The sequence below is a fragment of the Aquimarina ulvae genome (genome assembly GCF_053613295.3).
On the sequence record NZ_JBSIBP030000009.1, the window covers coordinates 1 to 25,289 of the forward strand.

Annotated in this window: 20 protein-coding genes; 6 read left to right on the plus strand and 14 right to left on the minus strand. The window is 33.5% G+C overall.

All coding sequences use genetic code 11. From position 1 onward, the window contains the following. Positions 1 to 482 precede the first annotated feature (482 nt). The 5 genes from ACWGOQ_RS17605 to ACWGOQ_RS17625 all read right to left on the minus strand — a co-directional run bounded on the left by ACWGOQ_RS17605 (position 483) and on the right by ACWGOQ_RS17625 (position 5,918). Positions 483 to 1,175 (minus strand): CPBP family intramembrane glutamic endopeptidase, encoded by a 693-nt coding sequence (locus ACWGOQ_RS17605; protein ID WP_452057930.1) that lies wholly within the window; start codon positions 1,173 to 1,175, stop codon positions 483 to 485. A gap of 298 nt (positions 1,176 to 1,473) precedes the next feature. Beyond that, on the minus strand, positions 1,474 to 2,895 hold the full coding sequence (locus ACWGOQ_RS17610) for a serine hydrolase (RefSeq protein WP_452057929.1): 1,422 nt from the start codon (positions 2,893 to 2,895) through the stop codon (positions 1,474 to 1,476). Positions 2,896 to 2,948: 53 nt separating this feature from the next. Then, on the minus strand, positions 2,949 to 3,590 hold the full coding sequence (locus tag ACWGOQ_RS17615) for a hypothetical protein (RefSeq protein WP_452057928.1): 642 nt from the start codon (positions 3,588 to 3,590) through the stop codon (positions 2,949 to 2,951). Position 3,591: 1 nt separating this feature from the next. Next, positions 3,592 to 4,098, minus strand: coding sequence for an RNA polymerase sigma factor (locus tag ACWGOQ_RS17620; protein WP_452057927.1), 507 nt, complete (start codon positions 4,096 to 4,098; stop codon positions 3,592 to 3,594). Positions 4,099 to 4,472: 374 nt separating this feature from the next. Then, entirely contained in the window at positions 4,473 to 5,918 is a 1,446-nt protein-coding gene (locus ACWGOQ_RS17625) for a TonB-dependent receptor (RefSeq protein ID WP_452057926.1), read from the minus strand. A 172-nt stretch (positions 5,919 to 6,090) separates the two neighbouring features. Here ACWGOQ_RS17625 and ACWGOQ_RS17630 point away from each other — a divergent pair, with 172 nt between their 5' ends. Further along, entirely contained in the window at positions 6,091 to 6,852 is a 762-nt protein-coding gene (locus ACWGOQ_RS17630; protein WP_452057925.1) for an MBL fold metallo-hydrolase, read from the plus strand. A gap of 64 nt (positions 6,853 to 6,916) precedes the next feature. Then, entirely contained in the window at positions 6,917 to 7,372 is a 456-nt protein-coding gene (locus tag ACWGOQ_RS17635; RefSeq protein WP_452057924.1) for a hypothetical protein, read from the plus strand. Between the two features lie 89 nt (positions 7,373 to 7,461). On the opposite strand, the gene ACWGOQ_RS17640 is transcribed toward ACWGOQ_RS17635, so the two are convergent. Further along, positions 7,462 to 10,326 carry an esterase-like activity of phytase family protein gene (locus tag ACWGOQ_RS17640; RefSeq protein WP_452057923.1) on the minus strand — a complete coding sequence of 955 codons (2,865 nt, stop codon included), beginning with the start codon at positions 10,324 to 10,326 and terminating at the stop codon, positions 7,462 to 7,464. Positions 10,327 to 10,656: 330 nt separating this feature from the next. Here ACWGOQ_RS17640 and ACWGOQ_RS17645 point away from each other — a divergent pair, with 330 nt between their 5' ends. Together ACWGOQ_RS17645 and ACWGOQ_RS17650 are read left to right on the plus strand one after the other, a co-directional pair. Next, complete coding sequence (locus ACWGOQ_RS17645) at positions 10,657 to 13,059, plus strand: glycoside hydrolase family 31 protein (protein WP_452057922.1); 2,403 nt, start codon at positions 10,657 to 10,659, stop codon at positions 13,057 to 13,059. A 59-nt stretch (positions 13,060 to 13,118) separates the two neighbouring features. Next, positions 13,119 to 14,453 carry an AraC family transcriptional regulator gene (locus tag ACWGOQ_RS17650; protein WP_452057921.1) on the plus strand — a complete coding sequence of 445 codons (1,335 nt, stop codon included), beginning with the start codon at positions 13,119 to 13,121 and terminating at the stop codon, positions 14,451 to 14,453. Between the two features lie 67 nt (positions 14,454 to 14,520). Here ACWGOQ_RS17650 and ACWGOQ_RS17655 read toward each other — a convergent pair whose 3' ends face one another. Next, complete coding sequence (locus ACWGOQ_RS17655) at positions 14,521 to 15,063, minus strand: hypothetical protein (RefSeq protein WP_452057920.1); 543 nt, start codon at positions 15,061 to 15,063, stop codon at positions 14,521 to 14,523. A gap of 91 nt (positions 15,064 to 15,154) precedes the next feature. Here ACWGOQ_RS17655 and ACWGOQ_RS17660 point away from each other — a divergent pair, with 91 nt between their 5' ends. Then, entirely contained in the window at positions 15,155 to 15,592 is a 438-nt protein-coding gene (locus ACWGOQ_RS17660; protein WP_452057919.1) for an SRPBCC family protein, read from the plus strand. A gap of 92 nt (positions 15,593 to 15,684) precedes the next feature. Then, on the plus strand, positions 15,685 to 16,275 hold the full coding sequence (locus ACWGOQ_RS17665; protein WP_452057918.1) for a YdeI/OmpD-associated family protein: 591 nt from the start codon (positions 15,685 to 15,687) through the stop codon (positions 16,273 to 16,275). Between the two features lie 12 nt (positions 16,276 to 16,287). Here ACWGOQ_RS17665 and ACWGOQ_RS17670 read toward each other — a convergent pair whose 3' ends face one another. The 7 genes from ACWGOQ_RS17670 to ACWGOQ_RS17700 form a co-directional block, all read right to left on the minus strand. After that, complete coding sequence (locus ACWGOQ_RS17670; RefSeq protein ID WP_452057917.1) at positions 16,288 to 18,825, minus strand: PQQ-dependent sugar dehydrogenase; 2,538 nt, start codon at positions 18,823 to 18,825, stop codon at positions 16,288 to 16,290. Between the two features lie 76 nt (positions 18,826 to 18,901). Next, positions 18,902 to 19,561 (minus strand): alpha/beta hydrolase, encoded by a 660-nt coding sequence (locus ACWGOQ_RS17675; protein WP_452057916.1) that lies wholly within the window; start codon positions 19,559 to 19,561, stop codon positions 18,902 to 18,904. A 42-nt stretch (positions 19,562 to 19,603) separates the two neighbouring features. Then, positions 19,604 to 20,407: a hypothetical protein gene (locus ACWGOQ_RS17680; protein WP_452057915.1), complete on the minus strand. Its 804-nt coding sequence runs from the start codon at positions 20,405 to 20,407 to the stop codon at positions 19,604 to 19,606. Positions 20,408 to 20,423: 16 nt separating this feature from the next. Next, positions 20,424 to 20,753: a DUF4870 domain-containing protein gene (locus ACWGOQ_RS17685; protein ID WP_452057914.1), complete on the minus strand. Its 330-nt coding sequence runs from the start codon at positions 20,751 to 20,753 to the stop codon at positions 20,424 to 20,426. Between the two features lie 92 nt (positions 20,754 to 20,845). Further along, positions 20,846 to 22,099, minus strand: coding sequence for a dihydroorotase (locus ACWGOQ_RS17690; RefSeq protein WP_452057913.1), 1,254 nt, complete (start codon positions 22,097 to 22,099; stop codon positions 20,846 to 20,848). Beyond that, on the minus strand, positions 22,096 to 24,021 hold the full coding sequence (locus ACWGOQ_RS17695) for a vWA domain-containing protein (RefSeq protein ID WP_452057912.1): 1,926 nt from the start codon (positions 24,019 to 24,021) through the stop codon (positions 22,096 to 22,098). Before ACWGOQ_RS17695 ends, ACWGOQ_RS17690 begins: the two co-directional genes overlap by 4 nt. Positions 24,022 to 24,121: 100 nt before the next feature. Further along, positions 24,122 to 24,928, minus strand: a complete 807-nt coding sequence (locus ACWGOQ_RS17700) for a hypothetical protein (RefSeq protein WP_452057911.1) — start codon at positions 24,926 to 24,928, stop codon at positions 24,122 to 24,124. Positions 24,929 to 25,289: the final 361 nt, after the last annotated feature.

A 25,289-nucleotide genomic window follows, 5' to 3' on the forward strand; every position in this document is an offset into this window, starting at 1 on the left:
CCTTGTAGAAGTGTCGTAAACAACTTTAGTATTGTCAAAATCGAGGGATGGGCGGTCTTGCGAGACAGAACTTGACGGGAGTAACCTATTTACTGGTCAAGTGGCAATCGGCATATAGAGGGCAGGAGCTTTACTTACTGCTCAGTTAAGGAACAGGAGAAACTTCTTATGTAGTGTTAAGGGAGAAGGGTATAACCCCGAAGGGCAAGCCCAAGATACCAATACACAAAAGGAGTGGTGGACTAACTCGTAGTAGCGAAAAGTATCTAAGAGATGTCTTTTGAAAATTAGACGTAGCGAAGGGGTTAGCAAGACCAATAATGATTTAATTCCTACAACTCTACGGAGGATGATTTGGTTAAATCAGCGAAGCACTGATGGATATTTAGGTGCTTCGGTCTTGAAGAGCCGTATGATAGGAGACTATCACGTACGGTTCTGTGAGAGGTTTAGGGGTGAGATTCCCCTTTACCTACTCGACTTTATACTGTTTTTGAGTGAAATATTTTATGCATTGAAATAAAAGCAATAATCCCAATACATAAATAAAAATAACCTGAAATCGTCCAGCTATTTATTAGGACCTGAGAATCAATTGTATCAGTTTGATTTTCCCAAAAAAACTGTGGATAGTTTATCGATCCGTGTATTACGGCAAAAAGTAAAATATTGTTACCAAATATTTTCCAGGCCCACGTTAATATAATTGTGGCTCCTGTGATTATAAATAACCAGGGAATCAAAATCTCGTTATCCTGAAACAGGATCGGGAAATGCCATAGAGTCCAAATTATTAAAACTAAAATCATAGCTTTTAACAAAGAATATTTTCTATTCAAATTTGGTAATAACCAACTTCTCCACCCCAATTCTTCTCCAATTCCAATTATCAAAATTTGTAAGATCAAATGGATAAATAATTGTTCCCAGTTGTTTTGAAGTATGGTAACTATTAAATCGAACGTTGCACCTCCTATAATGAGGGTGCTAGCCGATAATATTAAAGTCAGGGTTGGTATTAGAAGATAAAGAAATTTATGATTTCCTGTAGGCAGGAATCTTTTTAATTCAAGCTTCTCCTTGTTACTCCACATTAAAATCAACGCACTTATTCCAGGTGATATTACAGTTATTAATCGAGGTAGGTAAACATCAATTGGTTTAGGTAAATTCAAACTCTGAGAAATCCACATATTAAAAGGAATTCCTAATCCATAAGTGAGTATAAATACAATAATTATAAAACTTAAGATTGGGTGTTTTTTTAATATCTCGACCTTATGTTGTCTGGTTGATGATTTCTTAGATAGTTTGAATTTTTATGGGATATTGTGGGCAACGGTCTAGTGTATGATTTCGTTGCGTGTTTAAGCACTAAATTTAGCAAATAAATCACAGATAGAAAGTCCGCGAGGACTTTCGTAAGTAAGCTCTAACTAGCAATGAATTATAGGACACATTGTTGGCATTTCGTTATTCTTCCTCTAGTGTTTTCATTAATTCAAAACATAGTTTATCGATATTTCCCATATTCGGATTATATGCAGATACATTTGATAGAATAATTATTCCATTTTTTGATTTTTCTTCAATGACCATTGATGAAGAATACCCACCAGTAGCGCCATTATGCCAATACCAGATATTTTTGGATTGAGACTTTAATATATGCCAGCCTAAGCCAATATCCATGTTTTTATTTAATTCAAAAGTTTTTACTCTTGTTAGTTTAAGCTCTTTGTTTGAATAGTCAAATTGAGAAAGAGCAAATTTCGATAGGTCTTCTGCCGTTGAAAATATTGCACCTGCACCGGCCAAAATTGAAAACTCCCAATTTGGGATTTCTTTTCCTTCTTTATTTAAGCCTCTTACTAAATTTCCTTTGATATTAACAATGTCTGCTGTTGAATTTTGCATATCATATTTGGAAAATATTTTATTCATTAAAAGGTTGTTAAAAGTGTCATTTTCAATTTCACTCAATGTGTAACCGAGTAATCCTGCTCCTAAATTGGAATATTGATATGTTCCTTTATTTGATAATTCGAGATACTTGGTTAAATATTCTTTCAATTCTTTTTTCTTATATTTTTTATATGGGTTTTGAGGATTAATTTTTGTCAAATCAATATTTTTTGGTAGGCGAGGAAGTCCAGATGTGTGATTAGCCAAATCAATAAATGATATTTCTGTGCTATTATTTAAAGGTGTTTTTAAATACTCATTGATATTCTCATTTAGTTTAACTTTTCCTTCTATAACAAAATCTGCAAGTAGCGTTGAAGTAAAAACTTTAGATATAGAACCTATCTCAAAAACACTTTTTTGATTATCAATCGTCGAAATAGTATCAGTCTCCTTATTTATTCCATAATAGTTCACTTTTCCATTTTTGATAATAGCAATCGAAATTTGTGTGTGGTTTGGGAATCTTTTTGCGTTTTTAAATATTATTTCAGATTGTTCTCGGGTTATTAAATTGTCTTTACTAGATAGATTATTTATTACATTTCCCGAATTAACCTCTTCAACAAAAGGTTTGACAAATAATCCGTTTATTTTTGAATTATTATCTATTGAAATGTTAAGAACTAAAATAACACGTTCAAATGTAGTTTTATAAGAAGCGTAAGTTTCATTTTTATATTTCACAAATTCTCGGCTAGTAATATTTCCCGCTTGCGTTTTTAAACTTGTTAAAAAGCTTTTTGCCTTTTGAAGTGGTATTGTTGTTTTTAAATTATTTGAAAACATAGAAAATATGTTTTCAAAATTATTAGCATTATAATTTTTTTCAAAATCACTCGTAACTATTTTGTAAGCAGTTTTTTCAGTCTGTGAAAAGGTTAAATTTGTTATTAGAATAAATAGACTTATGCATAGTGCTCCTTTCATGAAGTATTGTATTAATTTGTTAGTAATAATTGATTTATCTCGATGTCTTACATTTAATTTTCATGCTTTAATTGATGCATTACTTTATCAATATCTTCAATGAGTGGTATAAACTGTTTTCTAATTGCACGTTTGTGTGCCCAGAATATTGCTATAAAGATGATAGCAGCAAAAACTAAAGAACCTATTTTATAGGTAAACGAGAGAGGCAGTAACTGGTTAAGAATAGTATTAGACAAACCATACTCTGTAGGGTCACCTAAGCCTATAATTGATATTGCATACGGTATAAAGCTGGGTATAAGAAACCAATATAATACAGTATTATATCGTTTGATTTCTCGAGACATATTGATTTTTTGATTTTCAAGCTGTTTTTGAAAAGGTAATGTAAGACTAATTGGACTCTTCTGCTTTCGGTTATTTCTACGATCATAGATACCCCAGATAAAACCAATCATAGCCAAAATAATCCCAACTTTAGTAATTGGAAACGGAATTAAATACGCAATACATCCGAATACAGGAATACTAATTACTGCCGTAATAAGCTCTCCAATATCTCTGCTACGAAAAGCTCTTTCAAACTCATTAATCTTATCATTCAATTCTATCATTAGTTTTGATAAATCGAATTTTATCCTTTCTGTTTCAGATGAATCTTTCCAAATTTCTTTTAATTCTTGTTCTAACATTTTAGTTTACTTTAGGTGTTATACAATTAAATAACTGCTTTCTTATTCTTTTCATTTTTACAGCAATATGGTTTTCAGTCAAACCAGTAATCGTTGCTATTTCTTTGTACGGTAATTCATCCAAATAGAGAATAATGATAGCCTTGTCACTTTCATTTAATGTAGAAATACAATCGTGTAGTGCTTGATACTTTTCTAGTTTATTTTTTTCAGGAATATTTTCGGTTAATAAAAATTGTATAGATTCAAATTGAACTAATTTATAATTACTTCTATTAAATTTCATTTTTGAACGAGAGCAAACGTTTAGTGAAATTTTATAAATCCACGTACTAACATTAGATTTACCTTTAAAAGATGGATAAGATTTCCAAATTTGGATTATTACTTCCTGAAAAAGATCTTGTGGTTCAATTGGCGAAACAGCATAAATACGACAAATTCTGTAAATCGCATCTTTATTATCTTCCAGAATTTGGTTAAAAGTTAATTGGTCTTGATTTTGCATTTGATATTTTATCTGTCTCTATTAACCTTAGTGACAAGAATTCTAAAAATATGACAAGAATTTTGAATTATTTTTTATGTTTAATACTTTAAGATTGCTAATAAGTAGCAATTACAACCGTATTCCATTATTCTTAGAATAGAGTCAATCAGCTTACAACAATTTCGATTGATTCTCAATTCCAAAGAACCACTAAAAGTCCCATAGTGCTTTTTTTACAGAGTTTGCTTAAGAAAATCAAATTTATTATATAGAAACAGTTTCCTAAAACGGATTCATTAATGAATGCCAACATAAATATATAGTTACCATGGTAACTATATATTTCTTATCTAAGTAATTACAAGCGTTTGTAAAGGTTTGTAAACGATTAATTATACCTTTTCTGCTTCTTTATAGCCAAAGAAATTATTTTCTTTGATCATTTCGGGGATAAGTTCTGGTAATTGATCTTCCCATCCGGGTTCTCCTTCCTGAATCTTCTGCAGTACTTCTCTAGAAAATATATCCATAATTGTAGGGTCATAATCCACAATATCCTGTAGCTTGCCATTATATTTGAAGAATTTATACAATTCCTTCATTCTAGGATGTACCTTAAGATTTTCACTGGTAGTAAGTTCTCCGGTCTTATGATCTTTTAATGGATACAGATATACTTTGAGATCTTTAAAGAAGAGTTTCCCAAACGCTTCCAGAATACCACCACTAAGATGTCTGTAATATTTTTCATCAAATATATCCACCAAATTGTTGACACCCATAGAAAGCGCCATACGTTCTTTTGTGTAATTAGAGAAATACTCTACAACTTTATAATATTCCTGGAAGTTAGAGATCATAACTGTTTGTCCCAAAGAGCATAATAACCTTGCTCTTGCCATAAAATCTTCTTCATCTATTTCTCCTTCTGCCCGAAGGTTCGAGAGGGTGATTTCAAAAATCTCTATCGTTTTTTCCTTTCGGACTTTATTTTCATTAAGGAACATATTAAGTGACTTTTTATAAATATCCATATTTACTTTAGTCACTGGTCTAAAACTTCCTCTAAGCGCAAGAATATTCTTCTTATACAAAACTGCTGCGGGCAACACATTTTTACCATCAGGACCAAACATTACTGCTTCTGTCATTCCGTTTTTAACCAATTGTAAACTCATCAATCGATTATCTACTTTTTTAAATCGGGGACCCGAAAAATTGATGGTATCGATCTCGATCTGATCTTTGTCTAAATGATCATATAAGTAACGAAGTAATTTTTTAGGGTTATCATATTTGTAGTAAGCGCCATAAATCAAGTTTACGCCCAAAACACCCAATGTCATTTGCTGTAATCGGGCATCATTTTCGTGAAAACGAATATGTAAAATAATTTCGTTATAATCTTCGTCTGGTTTGGTCTGATAACGTATACCAACCCAGCCGTGTCCTTTATATTTTTTTGCGAAATCAATGGTTGCTACCGTATTAGCATAACTAAAAAATAATTTATTAGGATGTTTTTCTCTTTTGATACGTTCTTCTATAAGACGAACCTCATGTTTCAACATTTTTTTTAGTCGTGCTTCTGTAACATAACGTTTGTCATTTTCTATTCCGTAGATCGCATCACTAAAGTCTTTATCATAAGCACTCATCGCTTTTGCAATTGTGCCGGATGCACCACCTGCTCTAAAGAAATTACGGGCTGTTTCCTGTCCTGCGCCAATTTCGGCAAAGGTACCGTAGATATTGGCATTTAGATTAATACGTAAAGCTTTGCTTTTAAGCGAAGGTACGGATTCAAATTCTTTATCCCCTAATATAGTAATAGGCATAGTGAAATGGGCTTTTTTTGTTTACGTAAAGTTACTAATACATTAAGTATAATTAAAAAAAACTAGATGCAAATTTTTGCATTTTATAATTGATATAAATAATGCACGTAGAAATGAATTCTTTTTTGACCAAAAAAATTATAATTACATTTGCTTTCGCCTAATTGCATATATGGAAGTTACATTTCTTGGTACCGGAACATCACAAGGCATTCCCATCATAGGAAGCACTCATCCTGTGTGTTTAAGTAAAGACCCAAAAGATAAGAGATTACGTGTTTCTGTCCTTGTGTCATGGGATGAATATCAATATGTAATTGATTGCGGACCAGATTTCAGACAGCAAATGTTGGCAAATAATGTAACTTGGATTGACGGTATTGTCTTTACTCATGAACATGCGGATCACACTATGGGTATGGATGACATCAGACCCTTTTTTTTTAGGCAAGGCGATATACCAGTATATGCACATCAGAGGGTGTTGCAGTCGTTAAGATCAAGATTTAGTTATATTTTTTCTTCAGAGAATAAGTATCCGGGAGCACCCAGTGTTATAGAAAATGAACTAACTAACCAGCCATTTACACTGGGTAACCTGGATGTGATTCCAATCAATCTCATGCATAACCGATTGCAGGTTTTTGGATTCAGGTTTGGTGATTTTGCGTACCTCACGGATGTAAAAACAATTGAAGAAGAAGAAAGAGATAAGCTTAAGGACGTAAAGGTGTTAGTAGTGAGTGCATTGCGGATAGAACCGCACCATTCTCATTTCAATCTTCAAGAAGCTTTAGAATTTATTGAAGAGATCAGACCAGAAAAGGCATATTTAACGCATATAAGTCATATGCTGGGGTTTCACGAGGCGGTGCAACAACAATTACCAGAAAACGTTTTTATTGCCTACGATAATTTAAAAATAACAATTTGATATGCGAAGCAGAATATTTTTATATTTATTTATTTTCTCTGTATTATTTATACTATACCAGTTTATGAACGCTAAAAAGGCGAAAGAATCGTATGATGGTAAGATTGATAATTTAACAGCCAAAATAGAAGAAAAAGAAGAAGAAATAAAAATCAGGCAGGTAGAAAAAGATTCCTTGATTGATAGAATACTGGAACTTACTTACTTTTCGTTAGAAAGTGATGAAGAAGCCATTAGTTACTTTGAAGAGCAAGGATATGATGCCACAAAATTAGCACTGACCATCAGTGATCAGATTATCAGTCAGAATAAAGCAGGTGCTGATAATCCAATTGTTCCTTTTGTGGGGATGGAAGGTAATATGGCAATCAATAAAGTGCGATTACTTAATCATAAGTGGATCATTGCTGATTTTACAGATGGAGTGTACTGGGGACAATTATTTATTATTTATGATGTTCGGAAAGATGGAGTAGTTGACTTTGAGGTCGAAAAATCGTTTTTGTATCCTAGAAGTTAGTATAAAATTATAAATACCACATATTTGGAAAGACCTGCTAATTCTAGCAGGTCTTTTCTTGGTTTCTGGCAAGTTGGTTGATTTTGATTTTATTTCTTTATAAGTTTCTTTTTAATGAATTTTCCGTCTGCTTCTATGATGGCAATGTATATGCCTGTTGATACTTCCTTGCCATCGTCTGTTTGACCATTCCAGGTATATTGAAAACCATTTTCATCTACTTTTGGTGTATTCACTCTTTTTACCAGGTTCCCTGCTATATCGAATATATCAATAGCCACATTGTTTATATTTTTATTGGTTGAAGAAAAGGTTACTTTTCTCGAGAAAGTGTTAGGGTATGTTTTAAAATCATTGTCGTGTATCTTTACTACAGTATCATCTTTCGTATACCAAGGCAAACCTAAACGCTGATCTAACCAAAGAAGGACAAACTCATTATCATCGGGTAATCCCTCACCCACATGTCGCCCTATGCTAAATGGGTAATTATTATCATTTAAAACACCTATTAAATAGGGATTAAAGACTACTACACTTTCTATGGTTACAAAAGGGAATGCAAAGTTTCTACCAATACCTACATCTCCCAATAAACCTGGTTCAGAAATTCTTCTGGGATCTCTTATATTTAAAAGATCTACATTCAATCTTTTTTGAATCATGGTCGAGTCCTGTTCTAGCGCTATTTCGTAAACTGCTTTGAAACCATCAAGATCTCCTTGAGAACCATCGCGTTCTATGATCAAACCTCGTTCTCTGCTAAACATTATAAAATCACCAATGGCTGATGCCCTTTCATTAAGCGGGTATTCATACCTCTTATTGGTATAAGATTTGCTGGCCAGATCAAATTCGTGAATTAACAAATTATTATGTTCACTTCCTTCTAAAGGTTTTTCTAATAATGGCAACAGGGTTGTATTGTCTGTAGTTATCGCCATTCCTTCGAAACCCCCACTTTGTTTTACATTAAATGGTGTATCTAGTTTTGTAACTCTATATGGCCAATACATTCCGGCCAACCAAGGAGTGTTCTCTCCATTTTGATCTTGTAAGTTGGTGCCATCACCAGCATTTCCCACTTTAGGAAAATCACCAAACAAACAAACTGTTCTAATTTCAGGGTATTCTTTTTGTGTAAGTATCAAGGTTCTGAAATCAAAGCTTTGTATGTCGGCACGATCTGTTAAGTCATTAGTAACAATAATATCTGCAATCGCTTTGGTAAATGTTTCCGGACCAAATGTTCTTTCTGCAAACACATCTCCGCGATCATCTAAATCAGTTCTCGGATTGATTTTTGTTTCTATGTTAAAACGTACTTTGGAAGCATTTTTCCAGCGTTTGGTCGATTCTGGATCAGAAGATCCTGCACCGTTCTTATAATAAGCGATATAAAAATCTACAAAATCGAATAATTGTTGTAGTGAAGGCATAATGTAAGGATCAATAAAACCTTTTTCCTTCGAGAAAGCAACCGATACCGGGGATAATGATCGTTCATTAGTCTGAGCCGGTCTTCCTGATAATATTTTGTCTGCAATAAAAGTGTTTTGAATATGCTCTAAAGTAAGATCTTTTACAAACACTTCATCTTCGGACTCATAAGGAGTTCCGTCTACTTTTCGGGTTTTAGCAGCTTCAATGTGTGGGTCATGATCCAGTACAGGAATTCCATCCAGTGTAATACCGCAGTCTGTCTCTAGGGTAGGCATTAAATAATCTAATGCAGCCTCCATGGCAGGCAGTGTATTTTCGGGACGTAAATTTCTAGCACCACGATGTCCTTGAGCATCAAAAACATTCACGTCAATGAGACCATCTGCGTCCAGGTAATCAGCACGTCCGTCTTGATCTTTATCAAAGTTTTGCACAGCTTCTAATAATAGATCTGGTCGATCAGAAATAATCCCTTGCAACCCTAAATTTAATAAACGATTCATATTTTCAGAGTCATTTACCGTATACACAACTACAGGGTGACCCGCACGGTTTAAAGAGGATACATTAAATAATTCACTAGAAGCTTCTGCTAAGCCATTAGAAGGAGATGTTCTGCTTTCTACAAGAGTGTTTTCATTATCGTCATCAAGCATAACAAACCAAGGTGACATCACCGGAGCTTTGCTTCCGTTTGCTAGTGCGTGTGCCCGCATAGCATTCATAACTCTTATAGCACTTGCCTCTTCGCTAAATGGATTTTGTGGAGATCGCAATTCTTTACCAGAATTATCCAAATCAGGAAGCACATAAGGAGCATCCAGGAGCACTCCGTTTTTATCAAAGTGTAACAAAAAAGGTCCAAACTCGTCCCCAATCCAATAATCAGCATTAGTAGTCCTTTGAATAGATTCAATATCAAAATCAGCACCAGTTAAGATTCTATTCTGACTAAAATGATTCGTTATCGTAAATGGGATGTGTCGGTTGGGATCTTTTAATTCGATATGTTCCAGTACCTGAATATCCCCTTCACCGCTTCCAAAAAAAGTTTCGAACCTAGGTTTGATTTTGTATAAACGTAAGTTGTAATCCGCCGAGTTTTCAATACTTCCAAAACCATTGTCAGACATAGCAGTAAAAGTGCCATCAAAATTGTTGAGTACTGCAGAAAATCCCTGAATAGGTTGTTTGTTTTTAAATGGAAGTTCTTGCTCATTGATAGGACCATCTCCAATATAAAGACCAGAAGTTGGTCCTTCAGAAAAACTTGACGCGTCTAGTACAGCTCTGGAGAATAGTAAATCTCCAAAACTCCTGAAAGATTTTCCTTTTCCTTTGGCATAAACTTGCTGCCCATAGTAATTGTCTTTTGGCAGATCAAATTGAGGTTCGTGTTGGTCTTTTTTAATTTGTGCAACTGCTGAGAAAGAAAGAAAAAGACCTAAACATACCGCAAATACTGATGACTGTCTGTACCGCCTTAACATAATGTAAGAATGATTTTTCATGTGTAATATAATTTAGATTAAATTGGTTATTGATATTGTAAAAGTAGCCTTTCGGTATTACCAAAACGTTTAATCTATCTCAACAAATGTTTAGATTAAGGTTAGGCGTTTTATGATACTGTTTGAACTGTATGAATAATAGTACGAATAGAAACAATGAAATCTATGAACTAACGAAAACGTTGTAGTGAACTGTTGTGGTTTTTCGTGTGTTTCTTTAGTTTAACTGAAAATTTAATAATTCGAGATGCCCAGGTAGGGTTGTACCTTTATTGTAAAGTGATTCTAGTATATTTGAATCATATCTTAATCAGAAAATATCTATTACATATGAAGTCAAGATCTTTTTCCTTTTTCTTTTTCGGAATCGTAGCGTTTTTATCAGTTTCTTGCAAAACAACTACAAGCGATTTTATTTCGAATATTGATAGTTATGACGATGATAGATATATAGAGATTCCCAGAGAAAATGGAAAATACATTATTAAACTATATTCCGATAAAATAATAGAAACTTCTTTTGTTCCGACAGGTGAAACATTTAATCCTGTATCTCATGCAGTGGTTCTTGAGAACGGAATTGTTTCTCAGTTAACCGAAACCGACAAGACAATTGTATACGGTTCTGATGGAATTCAAGTTCATATCACAAAAGAACCATTTCATATATCCTACTTGTTTAAAGGAAAAGAACTGATTTCTGAAAAAGAAGGATACAGGAAAACGGATTCTACAGAAATTTTACAATTCAATCTAGATAAAGAAGAGGTTATTTATGGAGCAGGAGCAAGGGTGGTAGGAATGAATAGAAGAGGAAATCGATTAGAATTGTATAATAAAGCACATTATGGATATGAAACCCGTTCTGAGTTAATGAACTATACGATGCCGTTAATACTATCTTCTAAAACATATGCAGTTCATTTTGATAATGCACCTGTAGGTTTTCTGGATATCGATAGTAAAAAAGATAATACACTAAGTTATGAAACGATTGATGGCCGGAAGACGTATCAGGTAGTAGCGGGCGATGATTGGAAAGATTTGATGGATCAGTATACGGATTTAACCGGAAAACAACCACTACCACCTAGATGGGCATTTGGTAATTTTGCCAGTCGTTTTGGATATCATTCTGAGAAAGAAACCAAAGAAACTATTGCTAAATTTAAAAATGATTCTATCCCGGTTGATGCAGTGATCTTAGATATATATTGGTTTGGAAAGGACATAAAAGGGCATATGGGAAATCTGGAATTTCTAAAAGATTCATTTCCTAACCCGAAACAAATGATCAACGATTTCAAAGATCAGGGAATCAAAACGATTTTGATAACAGAACCATTTGTTTTATCGACATCAAAAAAATGGAAAGAGGCCGTAGCTGAAAAAGTATTAGGAAAAGATTCCTTAGGAAACGTATTTACCTATGATTTTTATTTCGGAAATACCGGAATTATAGATATTTATGATCAAAAAGGAAAGAATTGGTTTTGGAATATTTACAAAACCTATACTCAAGAATATGGAGTAGCAGGATGGTGGGGAGACCTAGGAGAACCCGAAGTACATCCTTCTACATTAGTACACGCTGCAGGGTCTGCAGATGAAGTACATAATATTTATGGGCATGATTGGGCTAGATTGGTACAGGAAGGCTATGAAAAAGATTTTCCAGAGCAACGACCATTTATCTTAATGCGTGCTGGGTATTCTGGATCACAACGATTTGGAATGATTCCGTGGTCAGGAGATGTGAGTAGAAGCTGGGGTGGATTACAACCGCAAACGGAGATAGCATTATCGATGGCAATTCAGGGATTAGGATATATGCATTCAGATCTTGGAGGGTTTGCAGGAGGCGAGAAATTTGATCCAGAATTGTATACCCGATGGTTACAATATGGAATTTTTCAGCCAATTTACAGACCACATGCGCAAGAACATATTGCACCAGAACCAGTTTTTCATGATAAGAAAACAAAAGCATCTGCTAAAAAGAGTATTGAATTGAGATATCAGATGCTTCCCTATAATTATACGTTGGCTTTTGATAATAATCAAACAGGTATTCCTTTGATGAGACCGTTGTTTTTTGAGGATGCTGATACTAAAGAATTACAAACTATTTCTAATACGTATCTATGGGGCGAAAGCTTTTTAGTTTCCCCAATCACAAAATCAGGAGTAGTGTCCAAGGATGTGTATTTCCCGAAAGGCTCTAACTGGTACGATTTCTATACAGAAAAAAAATACGAAGGAGGAAGGTATATTACTGTAGAAACAGCAGAAGATTATATACCCGTATTTGTGAGAGGAGGAGCCTTTATTCCAATGGTTGAAACTATTCAGAATACAAAGGCATATACTACCAAAGAGTTGATCATACATTATTATTATGATGCTTTGGTTCAAAATAGTTTCGGGAAACTATATGACGATGATGGTAAGACACCAAATGCTTATGAAAAAGGAAAATACGAAATACTAAATTTTGAAAGTAAAAACACAGAAAAATCAATTTCTATAAGTTTTAGCGCTCGTACCGGGAATGAATATGACAAAAGTACCCGAGCAATCTCTTTACGTATTCATAATATAGAAACAGCTCCTACATCAGTTACTATTGGAGGTAAAACAGCTGAGTCTGATTGGGATGCAGAAAATAAAATAATATCCATTAAATTAGATTGGAATTCTGCTGTGATAGAAAAGGTAGAAATAGTGTTTTAGGTATATTTGTTTTTTAAAGTTAAATATATTCAATACTAAGTGTCATTCGAATCGGATACATGGGGAAATATAAAAATTCAGATTGGTATATAGAGACCAGTAAAGCGCTTGTGAAAAAATATGGTGATGTTCTTCCCCAGTGGATATATGCTTCTAATTCTCATCCCTACAGCACTGGATGGCGAATGGGAGGAGGAGAAACACACATCATGATTTTGAATGAGTGGCTTGATCAAGAAGCCTTGAGTTTTAATGGTTGTATAGCGTATTTGAAAAAATACCCTTCTCCTGCCAGATGGTATTCGTGGATCATCCAATTTTTATGGAATGTTGATTCGCACGAATTTGAAGCCTCTGATTATATTCCATATTTTAAAAAGTTTCAAAGACTTGGGTTCGATAACGCTGCTGATTTTACAAAAGATTTTAATAGAACGGACTTAGATAAAAAGTATATGAATCCTACTATGAAATTCCATTCAGAAAAAGAAATAAATAAAGAGTATATCCAGAGAATTAATTTAGCTTTACAATATATTGATACACATTTGGATGGTGACTTATCTTTAGAGTCGGTTTCAAATATTGCGTTATACTCGCCATTTCACTTTCATAGGATTTTTAAAGCGGTTATTGGCGAAACATTAAACGCTTACGTTAAAAGAAGACGTATTGAGAAAATAGCGTTAGAGCTAATACATAAAAAAGAAAGGAGTATAACCGAGCTATCACTGCTACACGGTTTTAATAGCAATTCTTCGTTTACCAGAGCATTTAAAAACTTTTATGGAGTAAGTCCGACCGAATTTCGAAAACAACTGCCGAGTACATTTAGCAAGATAAGTAAAGTCGAAAGCAAGATCGGACAAGAGTATCAAATCTTTGAAAAATACATTTGCAACATTACTAATCATTTAAACTGGATAACAATGAATGCAAAAATTGAAGTAAAAGAAACCCCAGAATTATATTTTGCCAGTATTACTCATATAGGAGTAATTGGCATAGAAAATACTTTTGAAAAGCTCATAAAGTGGGGGAGATCTAATGGAGTTTTTGATGAGGCAGATACTACAATGGCAAGGGTTTTTCATGATAGTTTTAAAGTAACATCTCCTGATAAGGTTAGGATGAGTATTTGTATGCGAACCAAGAAACCTGTTACTGTAGAAGGTGAGATAACTCCAATTGTTATCAAAAAGGGTAGAAGTATCATTGGCAGTTTTGAAATTACTCCGGATGATTTTGAAAATGCGTGGAGTGGTCTTTTTGTGTGGATGAACGAAAAAGGATATAAAAAATCCGAGGAAACTCCTTTTGAAATATATTATAACGATTTCCGAAAACATCCCGAAAATAAATGTTTGGTAGATCTTTATATACCGATAAAATAAGATCTCATAACGAACTAAGCTGAGGTAAATGGGTTTAAAAAGTATCTCAGCTATTTTTACTTGTTTTTTATTTTTTAAATAATAAAGATTTATAATTACTGGTTGATAAATACTCTTTTCTGAGTTGTCTTAGAAACACTACAATTTCATCTCTTTGAGCATAGTTTTCTTTAAGGCAATCTTTAAAACCTTTGTCATTAACAGTAAGTACTATATACCACTTTCCATTACGACTAAAATAAGAATCTTCTAATACTGGTGACATTTCTTGATTCTCTAAAGCGGCATCTATAACCATTGGTGCAAGATTGATCGTGTTTGTAGTTCGTTCTACTTCGTGAAACGAAAGATAGTATTCTACCTTATTTACAAAAAAAGGAACATTCCATCCAACATCTTTATTAGTTAACTTAAATTTGTTATTGATATATTGATAAAACTCATTGGCATTTTTAGGATCTTCAAAAATAAAAGAGTTTCTTTTGGGTAATCCTTTTTTAAATTTTTTAGCTACCATTACTTTATCTTCCTTAATGTTAGGAGCTATTTTAGTAGGTATACAAGATGAAAATAATAGTAGAAACAAAGTGATCAATGATAAAGCCCTCATAATTTGATTTTGAAAAACTGTATCAAATTTGATACCATACTAGCAATTTATAAGATATTCATAAATTGAAAAAACATGAGATCTTAGGGTTATGAAAACTATAGATGCACCTATTACTGTAACACAATCTTTTGCAGTTTCTGTCGAAAAACTTTGGAAAGTTATAACCGATGTAAAAGAAATGCAGTTGTGGTTCTTTGATACTATAAAATCCTTTAAACCCGAAGTTGGATTCGAGACAAAGTTTTTGATAAAAGTAGAAGATAGAAAGTATACACATTGCTGGAAGATTATTGAAGTGATACCCAATAAGAGGATTAGTTATACTTGGAGTTATGAAGAATACCCAGGGGATGCCTATGTGACTTTTGAGTTGTGTGAAAAAAGTAAAAAAGGGGTAATACTTAAACTTTCGTTAACGGTAACGGAAGACTTTCCATCAGATATTCCAGAATTTACCAGAGAAAGTTGTCAACAAGGATGGAATTATTTTATAGGGCAAAAGCTGAAGGAATATCTAGAGAGATGATACAAGAAACGATATGTTTGCTCTTTATAATTAGAGTTCAAAAAATATCTTTAAGATTTCTTAAATTAGATACTTCAATAAATTTTCAAAATATGCAAAATAATAAATCCGTTGAAGAGTTTATATCAAAAAAGCCGGAGTGGAAAGAAGTTTTAGAATTCCTGAGATCTATAATGCTTTCTACAGAAATGAAAGAAACCATAAAATGGGGAACTCCTACCTATACAATTGATGGTAAGAATGTTATTGGTCTAGGAGCTTTTAAATCATATGTAGGGATATGGTTTCATCAAGGAGTTTTCCTAAAGGATACCCATCATAAGTTAATGAACGCCCAAGAAGGCAAAACAAAAGGTTTAAGACAATGGAGGTTCAATAGTATAGATGAGATAGACAAGGAATTGGTAACCCAGTATGTAAAGGAAGCTATCCGCAATCAAAAGGAGGGTAAAGAAATAAAAATAGAAAAATCTAAAAGCTTCGAAATGCCAGCAGAATTACAAACTCTTTTTGATACTAATCAAGATGTAAAAGCCGGCTTTGAAAAGTTAACACCATTTAAGCAAAAGGAATTCAAAGAATATATTGCAACAGCAAAACGAGAAGCTACCCGAACTTCTAGGATAGAAAAAATAACTCCTATGATTGAAAAAGGAATAGGACTAAATGATAAGTACCGATAAAGGATTGAAGTCTTACCGCTTTATAATTTTTAGCGTATTTCCATTTTTTATTTTTAAGAAATACAAGCCAACTGCGTATTCTGAAATATCAAGTGTAGCGCTGCTACCTTCTTTAATAATTTTACCAGAATTATCAGTAAGTGTCCAATCAGTTATATTTGGTAATTCTACGATGCCATTAGTTGGGTTAGGATAAAGATATATCTTTTGCTGCTCCGTAGTATCCGGAACATTTAATACATTTTCTGACACCCATTTTGCTGAATTATTAGCACTAATTGCTCCGGCAGTTGAAAAGTTCCCACCAGCAAAAATTTTATCTATTCCATCACTATCAGTTGCAAAATTCATGGTGTTAATTTTAATATCCACCCCTACATTGGTATCAGTACCCAATGCTTGCCATCCATTGGATTCACTCCATCGAGCAATATTGTTAACAATGATACTATTGTTATTATCTATATTCGCCGTATCAAAGGCACCACCGGCGTACAGGTTATTTCCATCGTGTATTAAAGTATTTACTATATTATTGACTCCATTGTCTAAAGAAGACCAGCTCGATGTGTTTTTATTCCATCGTGCTATACGATTTACTGTTTGACCTCCGGCGATAGAAAAATTTCCACCGATAAATACTTCGTTTGGAGTTACTGCGATTGCTTCAACAAAACCACTGGTTCCAGTACCTAGAGTAGCCCAATTCGTTCCATTCCAAGTTGCAATTCTATTGGCTGTGTTATTTCCGGCTTCATCAAAATTACCTCCTACATACAGCGTGCCATTAGTATCGTATACTAACGACCTTACTTCGTTATTTGTTCCCGAAACACCACTGGTAGCATCTGTTAAGGCAGACCAGGTGATACCGTTCCACATGGTAATATTTCTGACTGTGGTGCCATTAACTGTTTCAAAAACACCACCTGCATATACATTATCACTGTTGTCGATTTCGATTGCAGCTACCGTTCCGTCAATTCCAGATCCTAAGGCAGACCAACTGCTTCCATCCCATACTGCAATATTTTTGGCAGAAACTCCTCCAATTTCGGTAAATGCACCACCGGCATATAGATTTCCATTAGGAGCAATTTTAAGTGTATTGACCGTGCCATTGGCTCCTGTTCCTAAAGTTCTCCAGCCAGAAGACTCATTCCATACAGCAATATTATTGGCGGTGATATTCCCTACTTGATTAAATGTACCGGCGTGATATACATCACCATTTGTAGCTGTAACTAAAGATTGAACAATACCATTAGGGATTCCCTGATTTAGTTCTTCCCATTGGCCAATACCATTTACTACAGTTCCGGACGGTGCAGATGTGCCATCTACTAGTTTGTATAGTTGAGCATTACTTCCGTAGTCGCTAAAATATAACTCACCATTCTTATCTACTCCAAATGAGGATACAAATTCACCAGAGGTATTGAAAAGCAATGTGCTACTTCCTGTTTCTGTTGAAGAATTGTAGTCTAATACCCAGACTCTTCCGCTTACGTAATCTCCAAAAATATATTTAGCATTAATATCGGGACTCAAACTCGTAATTTCTGATCCACGATAAACATAACCACCGGTTATAGAACGATCTCCCTGATTACGATTGTAAAAATGTACAGGAAAAACAACGGGTTCATTGATGGAAACATCACTATTGGCTACAGAATTTGCTTCAAATCTACTCCAACCATAATTTTCACCATTTTTTATAATATTTACTTCTTCAAAGGCTCCCTGACCTACATCTCCTCCCCAAATTCTTCCTGTTGCGTTATCAAATGAAAATTTCCAGGTATTTCTGATACCGTACGCATAAATTTCATCCAACCCGCTAATTCCAACAAAAGGGTTATCACTGGGGGTTTCGTAATTTTCATTCGGTAGATCTGGGTTTGTTTCTAGAGGGTTATTTCCATCTAAATCGACGTCAATACGTAGAATACTGCCAAAAACTGTGTTTATATTTTGACCGTTTCCTTCAGGATCATTTCCACCACCACCATCTCCAATAGAAATATATAAGTATCCATCTGGACCAAAAGCAATTTTACCACCGTTGTGATTACTATTATTTTGATTTTTATCAAATTGAAAAAGAACTAATTCGCTATCAGGATCAACAAAATTAGGATCCGATGCACTAACCGAAAATCTGGATAGTACCATTCTTACGGAAATATTTGGAACAGGACTATTGGTAGTGTAATACGTATAAAAATATCCGTTGGTCTGATACTCCGGATGAAAGGCCAGTCCTAAAAGTCCCACTTCCTGGCCATCTCTGAAGCGAACACGATCTGTAATGTTCAAAAACGTATCAACTTCATTGGTACTTACATTACTATTTCTTGGAAATACTTTAATTCGACCTCTTTGCTCTACGATGAACATTCGATCTGTTCCATCTATGGGAGATTGTATTTCTACAGGGAATTCAAAATCAATATTTGGGAATGCTGCTTCATATGTAACCTGTGCTGTACCAAAGAAGGTAAAAAAAATCGACACGAAAACAGTTGGGGTGGTTAGCGTTTTCATTTTTTGCGTTTTAAGATGAGTGTGACTTTATTGCAACGAATAAAAATAGCAATTAGTATGATCTACCTTAAGTTTTTTAAATATGTTTACTCAGCCATTTTTTACACTGATAAAAATTCTGAGGTGCTACTCCGTGACCTACCGGAAATTCATTTAGTGTCGTTTGTATGCCCAGAGCTTCAAGTTTTATTGGTGCTTTTTGAGCCCAATCCACAGGGATTACTTGATCCGCACTACCGTGGGAACAGTAAATATTAAGTTTTGAAAAATCCTTATCCTCATAATTTTCTTTCAAAATATCCTCATTTAAATACCCACTTAACGCTACCACATTTTTTACTTTTTCGGGATAGGAGAGTGCTACGGCATAACTAAGAATGGTTCCTTGACTAAAACCGAGGAGTGTTACGTTATCAGCGTCTAGATTATAAACTATTATAGCTTCTTCGATGAAAGCAACTATCTTATCTCTGGATGCTATTGCCTGTGTATCATCACTAAATTTACCCTGTGCTGCATCAAAATAGATGGCATACCATGCATTTCCATAAGGTTGCATGGGATATGGAGCTCTTACCGAAATGATACATAACTCTTCTTGTAGTTCTGGAGCAAATGAAAACAAATCATTCTCATCGCTGCCGTACCCGTGTAACATAAATAAAACAGGTGTTTTATCTTTTTTTGCGGTCGGTTCTTTTATGATATGATGTAGTGATAACGTTTTTGTCTCCATTTGTTGAGTCTTTTTATATTTATATTGATTTGTAATAGTATTTTATAGTTGGACATGTATATGATCATCATGTCTAACGGCCTGACATCCGTGGAATCGTATTTTAGAACTTTGCAGCCCTAGTCGATTTTTGAGATGAGGTTCGATAAATACCTTTCTAACCTTTTGTTCTTTTACAATGGTCAAAAGTAAATCTTTTGTGGCTTTTTCTGAAAGCTTCAGTTGTTTATTTAAAATACCAAAAGTTAGATATTTAGCGAAATCGTATTGCCAATATCCTTTTTTCTTACAAACCCTGATTTGATTATATTCACCCGGATCCAGATCCTCATATACGCCATACCCAAAAATTGCTGGTTTTTTATTAGTAATCTTATTTTTTTCATTTTTATAAATTAAAGAAATATCAATCTTTTTACCATCACGATGACTAAGGTGTGGCAGCAATGGAAATCCAGTGATAAACGGAAAATTAGCATCCAGATATATTAATTTTATTGTATTGTGTTTATCGTTAATAGTTTTAGCAATGTTTAGTAAAACAGCATTCAATTGTGGAGTTACATAATTGCGATTACAAAATATAGTGAATGTAGAGTGGGCTTCCAGAACATCGTTGTTTTTAATTTTTTCTCTCCCAAACACCGGAGCCAGATAAGGTACAATTAAAAAAGTACTACAAATATATAAGCCTATAAATAAACTGATTTTTTTATACCTACGGTGTGTAGCTTTTTTAGAAACTAAGAGTTCACTAAAAATATATAGAACTCCTCCGATTTGAGTAAGAATGGTTAAAAGTACAAAAAGAAGCAGCTTTAGAAATGATGTAAGAACGCAATTCAAAAAATAATTTTATAGCTTATTTAATAAACGTAAACCATTCCTGAAAATAAAGACCAACAAAAGGCACCGTTTTTTGTTCTTCTCTTGCAGCAGTTATTAAGCCATATACCCAAAGAACAAGTATAAAAATGTAAAAGGATGACGAAATTATCCAGGAATCAAACATACTTACTAACGCACCTAATAAATAAAAACCGATATTTATACCTAATGCTTGTCTAATATGAAAACTAGCAAACTTGTTTTTGTCATCTTGATTCATGAAGAAAGCGATAATTGTACCGATAAGGGTTATGTAAGCAACAATAGCAGCCGTTTTTCCTTGTTTTGCATAATCTGATTGCATGATGAATATTCTTTATTTGTTATTTTATTTAAAAGTAAAAGGTCAGAATTTACTGTAAATTCCTCTATCAAGAGACAGATAATTAAGGGTGTCTACTTTATTATTATTTGTCCATTAGAAATAATACCGTATACATTTCCTTTTATAGTTTCACCTAAAAAAGCACTATTCTTTGAAGTTGATAAGATATGTTCTTTATCAAAAGTGGTATTCCTTTTTGGTGTAAATAACGATAAATTGACTTTATTTCCTTTATCTATGGGTGTGTTTTCTAAACCAAATACGGATCTTCCATTAGTCAGCAGTGCTATAGTTCGATCTATATTTAGCATATTGTTCAATATTCCAAAAGCACTTTCTAAACCTATAGTTCCATATTCAGCGTTATCAAACTCTACTTTTTTATGTTCTATATCCATTGGTTGGTGATCACTGGTTACCATATCAATGGTGCCATCTTTCACTCCATCAATTAAGGCGTTGACATCTTTCTGAGTTCTAAGGGGTGGCAAAACTTTGTAATTAGTATCGAAGGTTGTTAATTTTTCATCTGTTAGATATAAATGATGTACAGATACACTACAGCTTACTTGTAATCCATTTTTTTTGGCATCTCTGATTAGTTGTACTGATTTTGAAGTGGATATGGTTGGAATATGTAATTTTCCTCCGGTATATTCTAATAAGTATAGATCTCTGGATATTTGTAATTCTTCAGCTAGTGCAGGAATTCCTTTTAATCCCAGTAATGTACTCTGCTCTTCCTCATTAACCATTCCTTTTCCTGCTATATTACTATCCTGTGGAAAAGAAAGCACGAGCCCATCAAAATTTTGAGCATATAATAGGGCAATTTTAAGCAAATTTGGATTTCGAATAGGTTTCTTATAATCTCCAAAAGCGATGGCTCCAGCTTGTTTCATATCATACAGCTCTGCCATATCCAAACCATCTGATTTAGTTGTCAAGGCACCAATTGGATGAAGGTTTACTGGGTTTTGCAATGCTTTTCCTTTTAAAAAACCTACGGAGGCACTAGTATCCGTTATCGGTAATGTATTAGGATTAAGGGCAATATCTGTAAATCCACTTTGGGCTGCGACGATTAATCCATGTGCAATCGTTTCACGCTCTTCATATCCGGGTTCTCCAAAACTTACACTACTATCAAACCACCCTTGTGATACGTGTAATGTGTCTAATTTTATCTCTTCACTATTTTCTGATGCTTCGATCAAAGCATCAATATCCTTAATAATCCCATTTTCGATTAGAATATCCACCGTTTGATTATGAAAAGGCGATGAGGGATCAATTACAGTTGCGGCCTTTAATAAGAAATTCATTTGAGATATTTTAATAATAGGATTTCAATTAATAAGAAAATCAATGCAAAAATAATAAACCATTTCCAAAGTTCTTGGATACTGGATTGTTCTTTTATTTGCTCAAATAATGATGTTATAGAGTCATTTACTTTATATTTTCCGGTATTAGAAAGGTCATAATACAGTAAACTACTTTCTGAAGTATTGTAATTGTAACTTACATGCTGAATTAATTGCTCTTTGTCCATAAGTGCATATATTCCTGCTTTGGTAGGAACTTCTTCCGTTGTTACCCGTACTTTGGTTGCGAAGCTTTGTTGCAAAGGAATGATACTTTCCTGACTCGATTCTAACGAGAGTATTCCATCCTGCCCTAATGCTATTGGAATATCGTACGTGTTTGTCTGACCTATGGTATAGGATATGTCTGATAACTGTAAACTTTGTTTTCCAATATTATATAAAGTAGGAACGATTAATGGTGAGTTTTTAAAATTAGAATTTTCATCATCAATGGATGCTGTAAACACATAAAGCGAATTTGTCTTGTAAAAGAAAGGAGTGCTATCTTCAAAAGATAGAATACTATTCACTGCATTTGTCTGATACCAAGAGTTGACTTTAGGATATTGAAAATTGGTAACCTTTTTATCAAAAACCCCTCGATACAGAGGATGCGCAAAGTTAATACCTGTTATCTTCTTTTCTTGTTTTCTTAACGTTAACAATCCTATTTTAGAAAAACTGTTAATCAGTTGTTGGTATGAGATTAAGTTACCGTCTGTAGCAGGAATAAAGCATATAGTGCCTCCTTGATCTTCGAATGAGTTAAGCGCATTTATCAGGGAGACAGGTATTTGTTTTATTTCATTAATCAAGACCAGATTTGCATTGCTGATATCATTATAGTTCAGCGATTCTAATGCTGTACTTATTAGAGAAAACTCATCTGGTGTATAAATATTTTTTATAAAACGGTCACTTGTTCCGTTTACCGAAACAACTTTTATCTTTTCTGGAACATTAACTGTAAAATATCGCGAGTTATCAAATGTTAATCCAGGATCTTCGAGAACAACTCGGCCATTTACCTTCGTATTTTCATCGACTTTGAATAGGGTACTGGCTGTTCCGTTTTTAGGAATAGTAACCGATGTTTTTGCAAGTAATTTTTCGTCATTATAAAATGCGATAGATACATCTTCGGCATTAGCATCGGTATTGCTAAGGGAAACAGTAAGTACCAGTTCATTACTCGCATCACGTTTTAGGTAAAGACTATCAATAGCAATATTCTGTTTGGTTACTGGTTTTAACTGAATAAAATTTGTTTTAATTTCAGGATCTAAAGTAAGGTTGAAAGCCTCTTTTTTTTGCTGAAAGTCAGAGATCATAATGATTCTTTTAACAGTTTCTGGAGCATTGCTTAAGAGTTGTTTGCCTTTTAAGTAAGCAGCATCGTATGATAGCTGATTATGGGTATATTCCAGTTGTAGTAAATCATTCTGGATATCTTTTTTACGAACTTCTTTAAAGGTTTTGGTATTGGTAAAAAGAGAAATATTTTCATCTTCAGGCAATATGCTCAATAGTTCTTGGATAGCTCGTTGTAATAAAGGACCTTTAGAACTCTTAGCTTGCATACTAAAAGAGTTATCAAGGTAAATTATGGTATCATTTTGTTTGCCAACAGTTTCTTCTGAAGCCAAAAATGGTTGCGCAAAGGCTATGATTAAAGCCGAAAGGGCTAATAAGCGGGCAATCAGTGTTAACCATTTTTTTATCTGTGAACTTTTACGAGTTTGCATGTTAACAGCTTTAAGAAACTGAACATTGGTAAAAAGTACTTTTTGAAAACGTCGTAACTGAAATAAATGAACTATAATAGGAATAACAAGTGCAAATAAGGCATAAAGAAATTCTGGGTTTTTAAACTGCATTCCTGATTAACGTTTGTCAAATATACTATAAGATTTGGTTTTGATGGTTTTGTGTTAACGAATTTTTAGGGAGAGAAAATATTCTAGTTTATCAAATGGTTTACTGGTTGTTGTTTTTCAAGAAGTCTATAATATCTACTTTATATCTTTTTAGCCATTTTTTTTCTGTGGTAATATAATATGACGATACCGCGTCTGTTTTTTGCTTAAATATAAGACTATCAATATATATTTTTGTTCTATACTTTAAGCCCTTAACACCAATGGTAATTCTATAAATAGTATCCTGATCTAATATCATATCTTGAAGAATATATTTATCTAAAATGTGTTTTTTTACTACCATTGTAGAATCCTTACGATAGTTTATTTTATCTATGTCTAATTGACGAAAAAATGAATCTTTAGGAGTTTTGACCGTTATATATTTATCAATTTTTGTGGATGGTGGTACGGCGTAACGCATTTGTGATGTGCTCATTATTGCAAATAATGTTATAATGGAGATACTATATTTTATCGTTTTGAATAACTTAGTTTTAGAATAAACATAATGTATTGAAGGACGATAAAAAAAAAGAGGTATTAAGATTGCTACACAAAAAATATCGGTATAATCTACTGTTCTTTCAAATTGAATAACTTGAAGAGTATTCCAGAAATCAATTGCAAACTGACTCAATGGTGTTTTCCAAAAGCTAAAAAGAACGGCAACGCCAATAGAAATCAGTTTTTTATATTGACTTGCAAATGATGTAAGAAACATAACAAAAACTATAAGCCCAAACAAATCAGACAATTTGCCAGTAATCCAATTGTGGTATAGCTGCTTTAGAAAGAAATCGTTGACCAATAAAATGGTTAAAGAAAGTAGGAATAATGGATTTATGAAATAGTTGGGTTTCATGATAAAGGTTATTCGGTTTACTTATTGGACATATTTGATAACATCTGTATGTCGTCAAAATATTTGCCCCCATTTGAATTTAAAAAGTAATTTTTCTAAACCAAAAAAATAATAAATGTACGTGCTCAATTTATACAAAGAGTATCATTGTAAAAATAATTGTTTGCGACGGTCTAAGATTCCCTGTTTTCAGTGAAACACGGATATTATTATATTTTTTATTGAGAATTAATAAGTTTAAGAAGAATATGTCAGTCTTTAATATTTTTTATGGTCTAAAGTTATCTATATCCTATATCAAACTGATAAATGGATTAACATCCTAAAAATTAGACGTACCTTTGCGGTTACATTCAGAAAT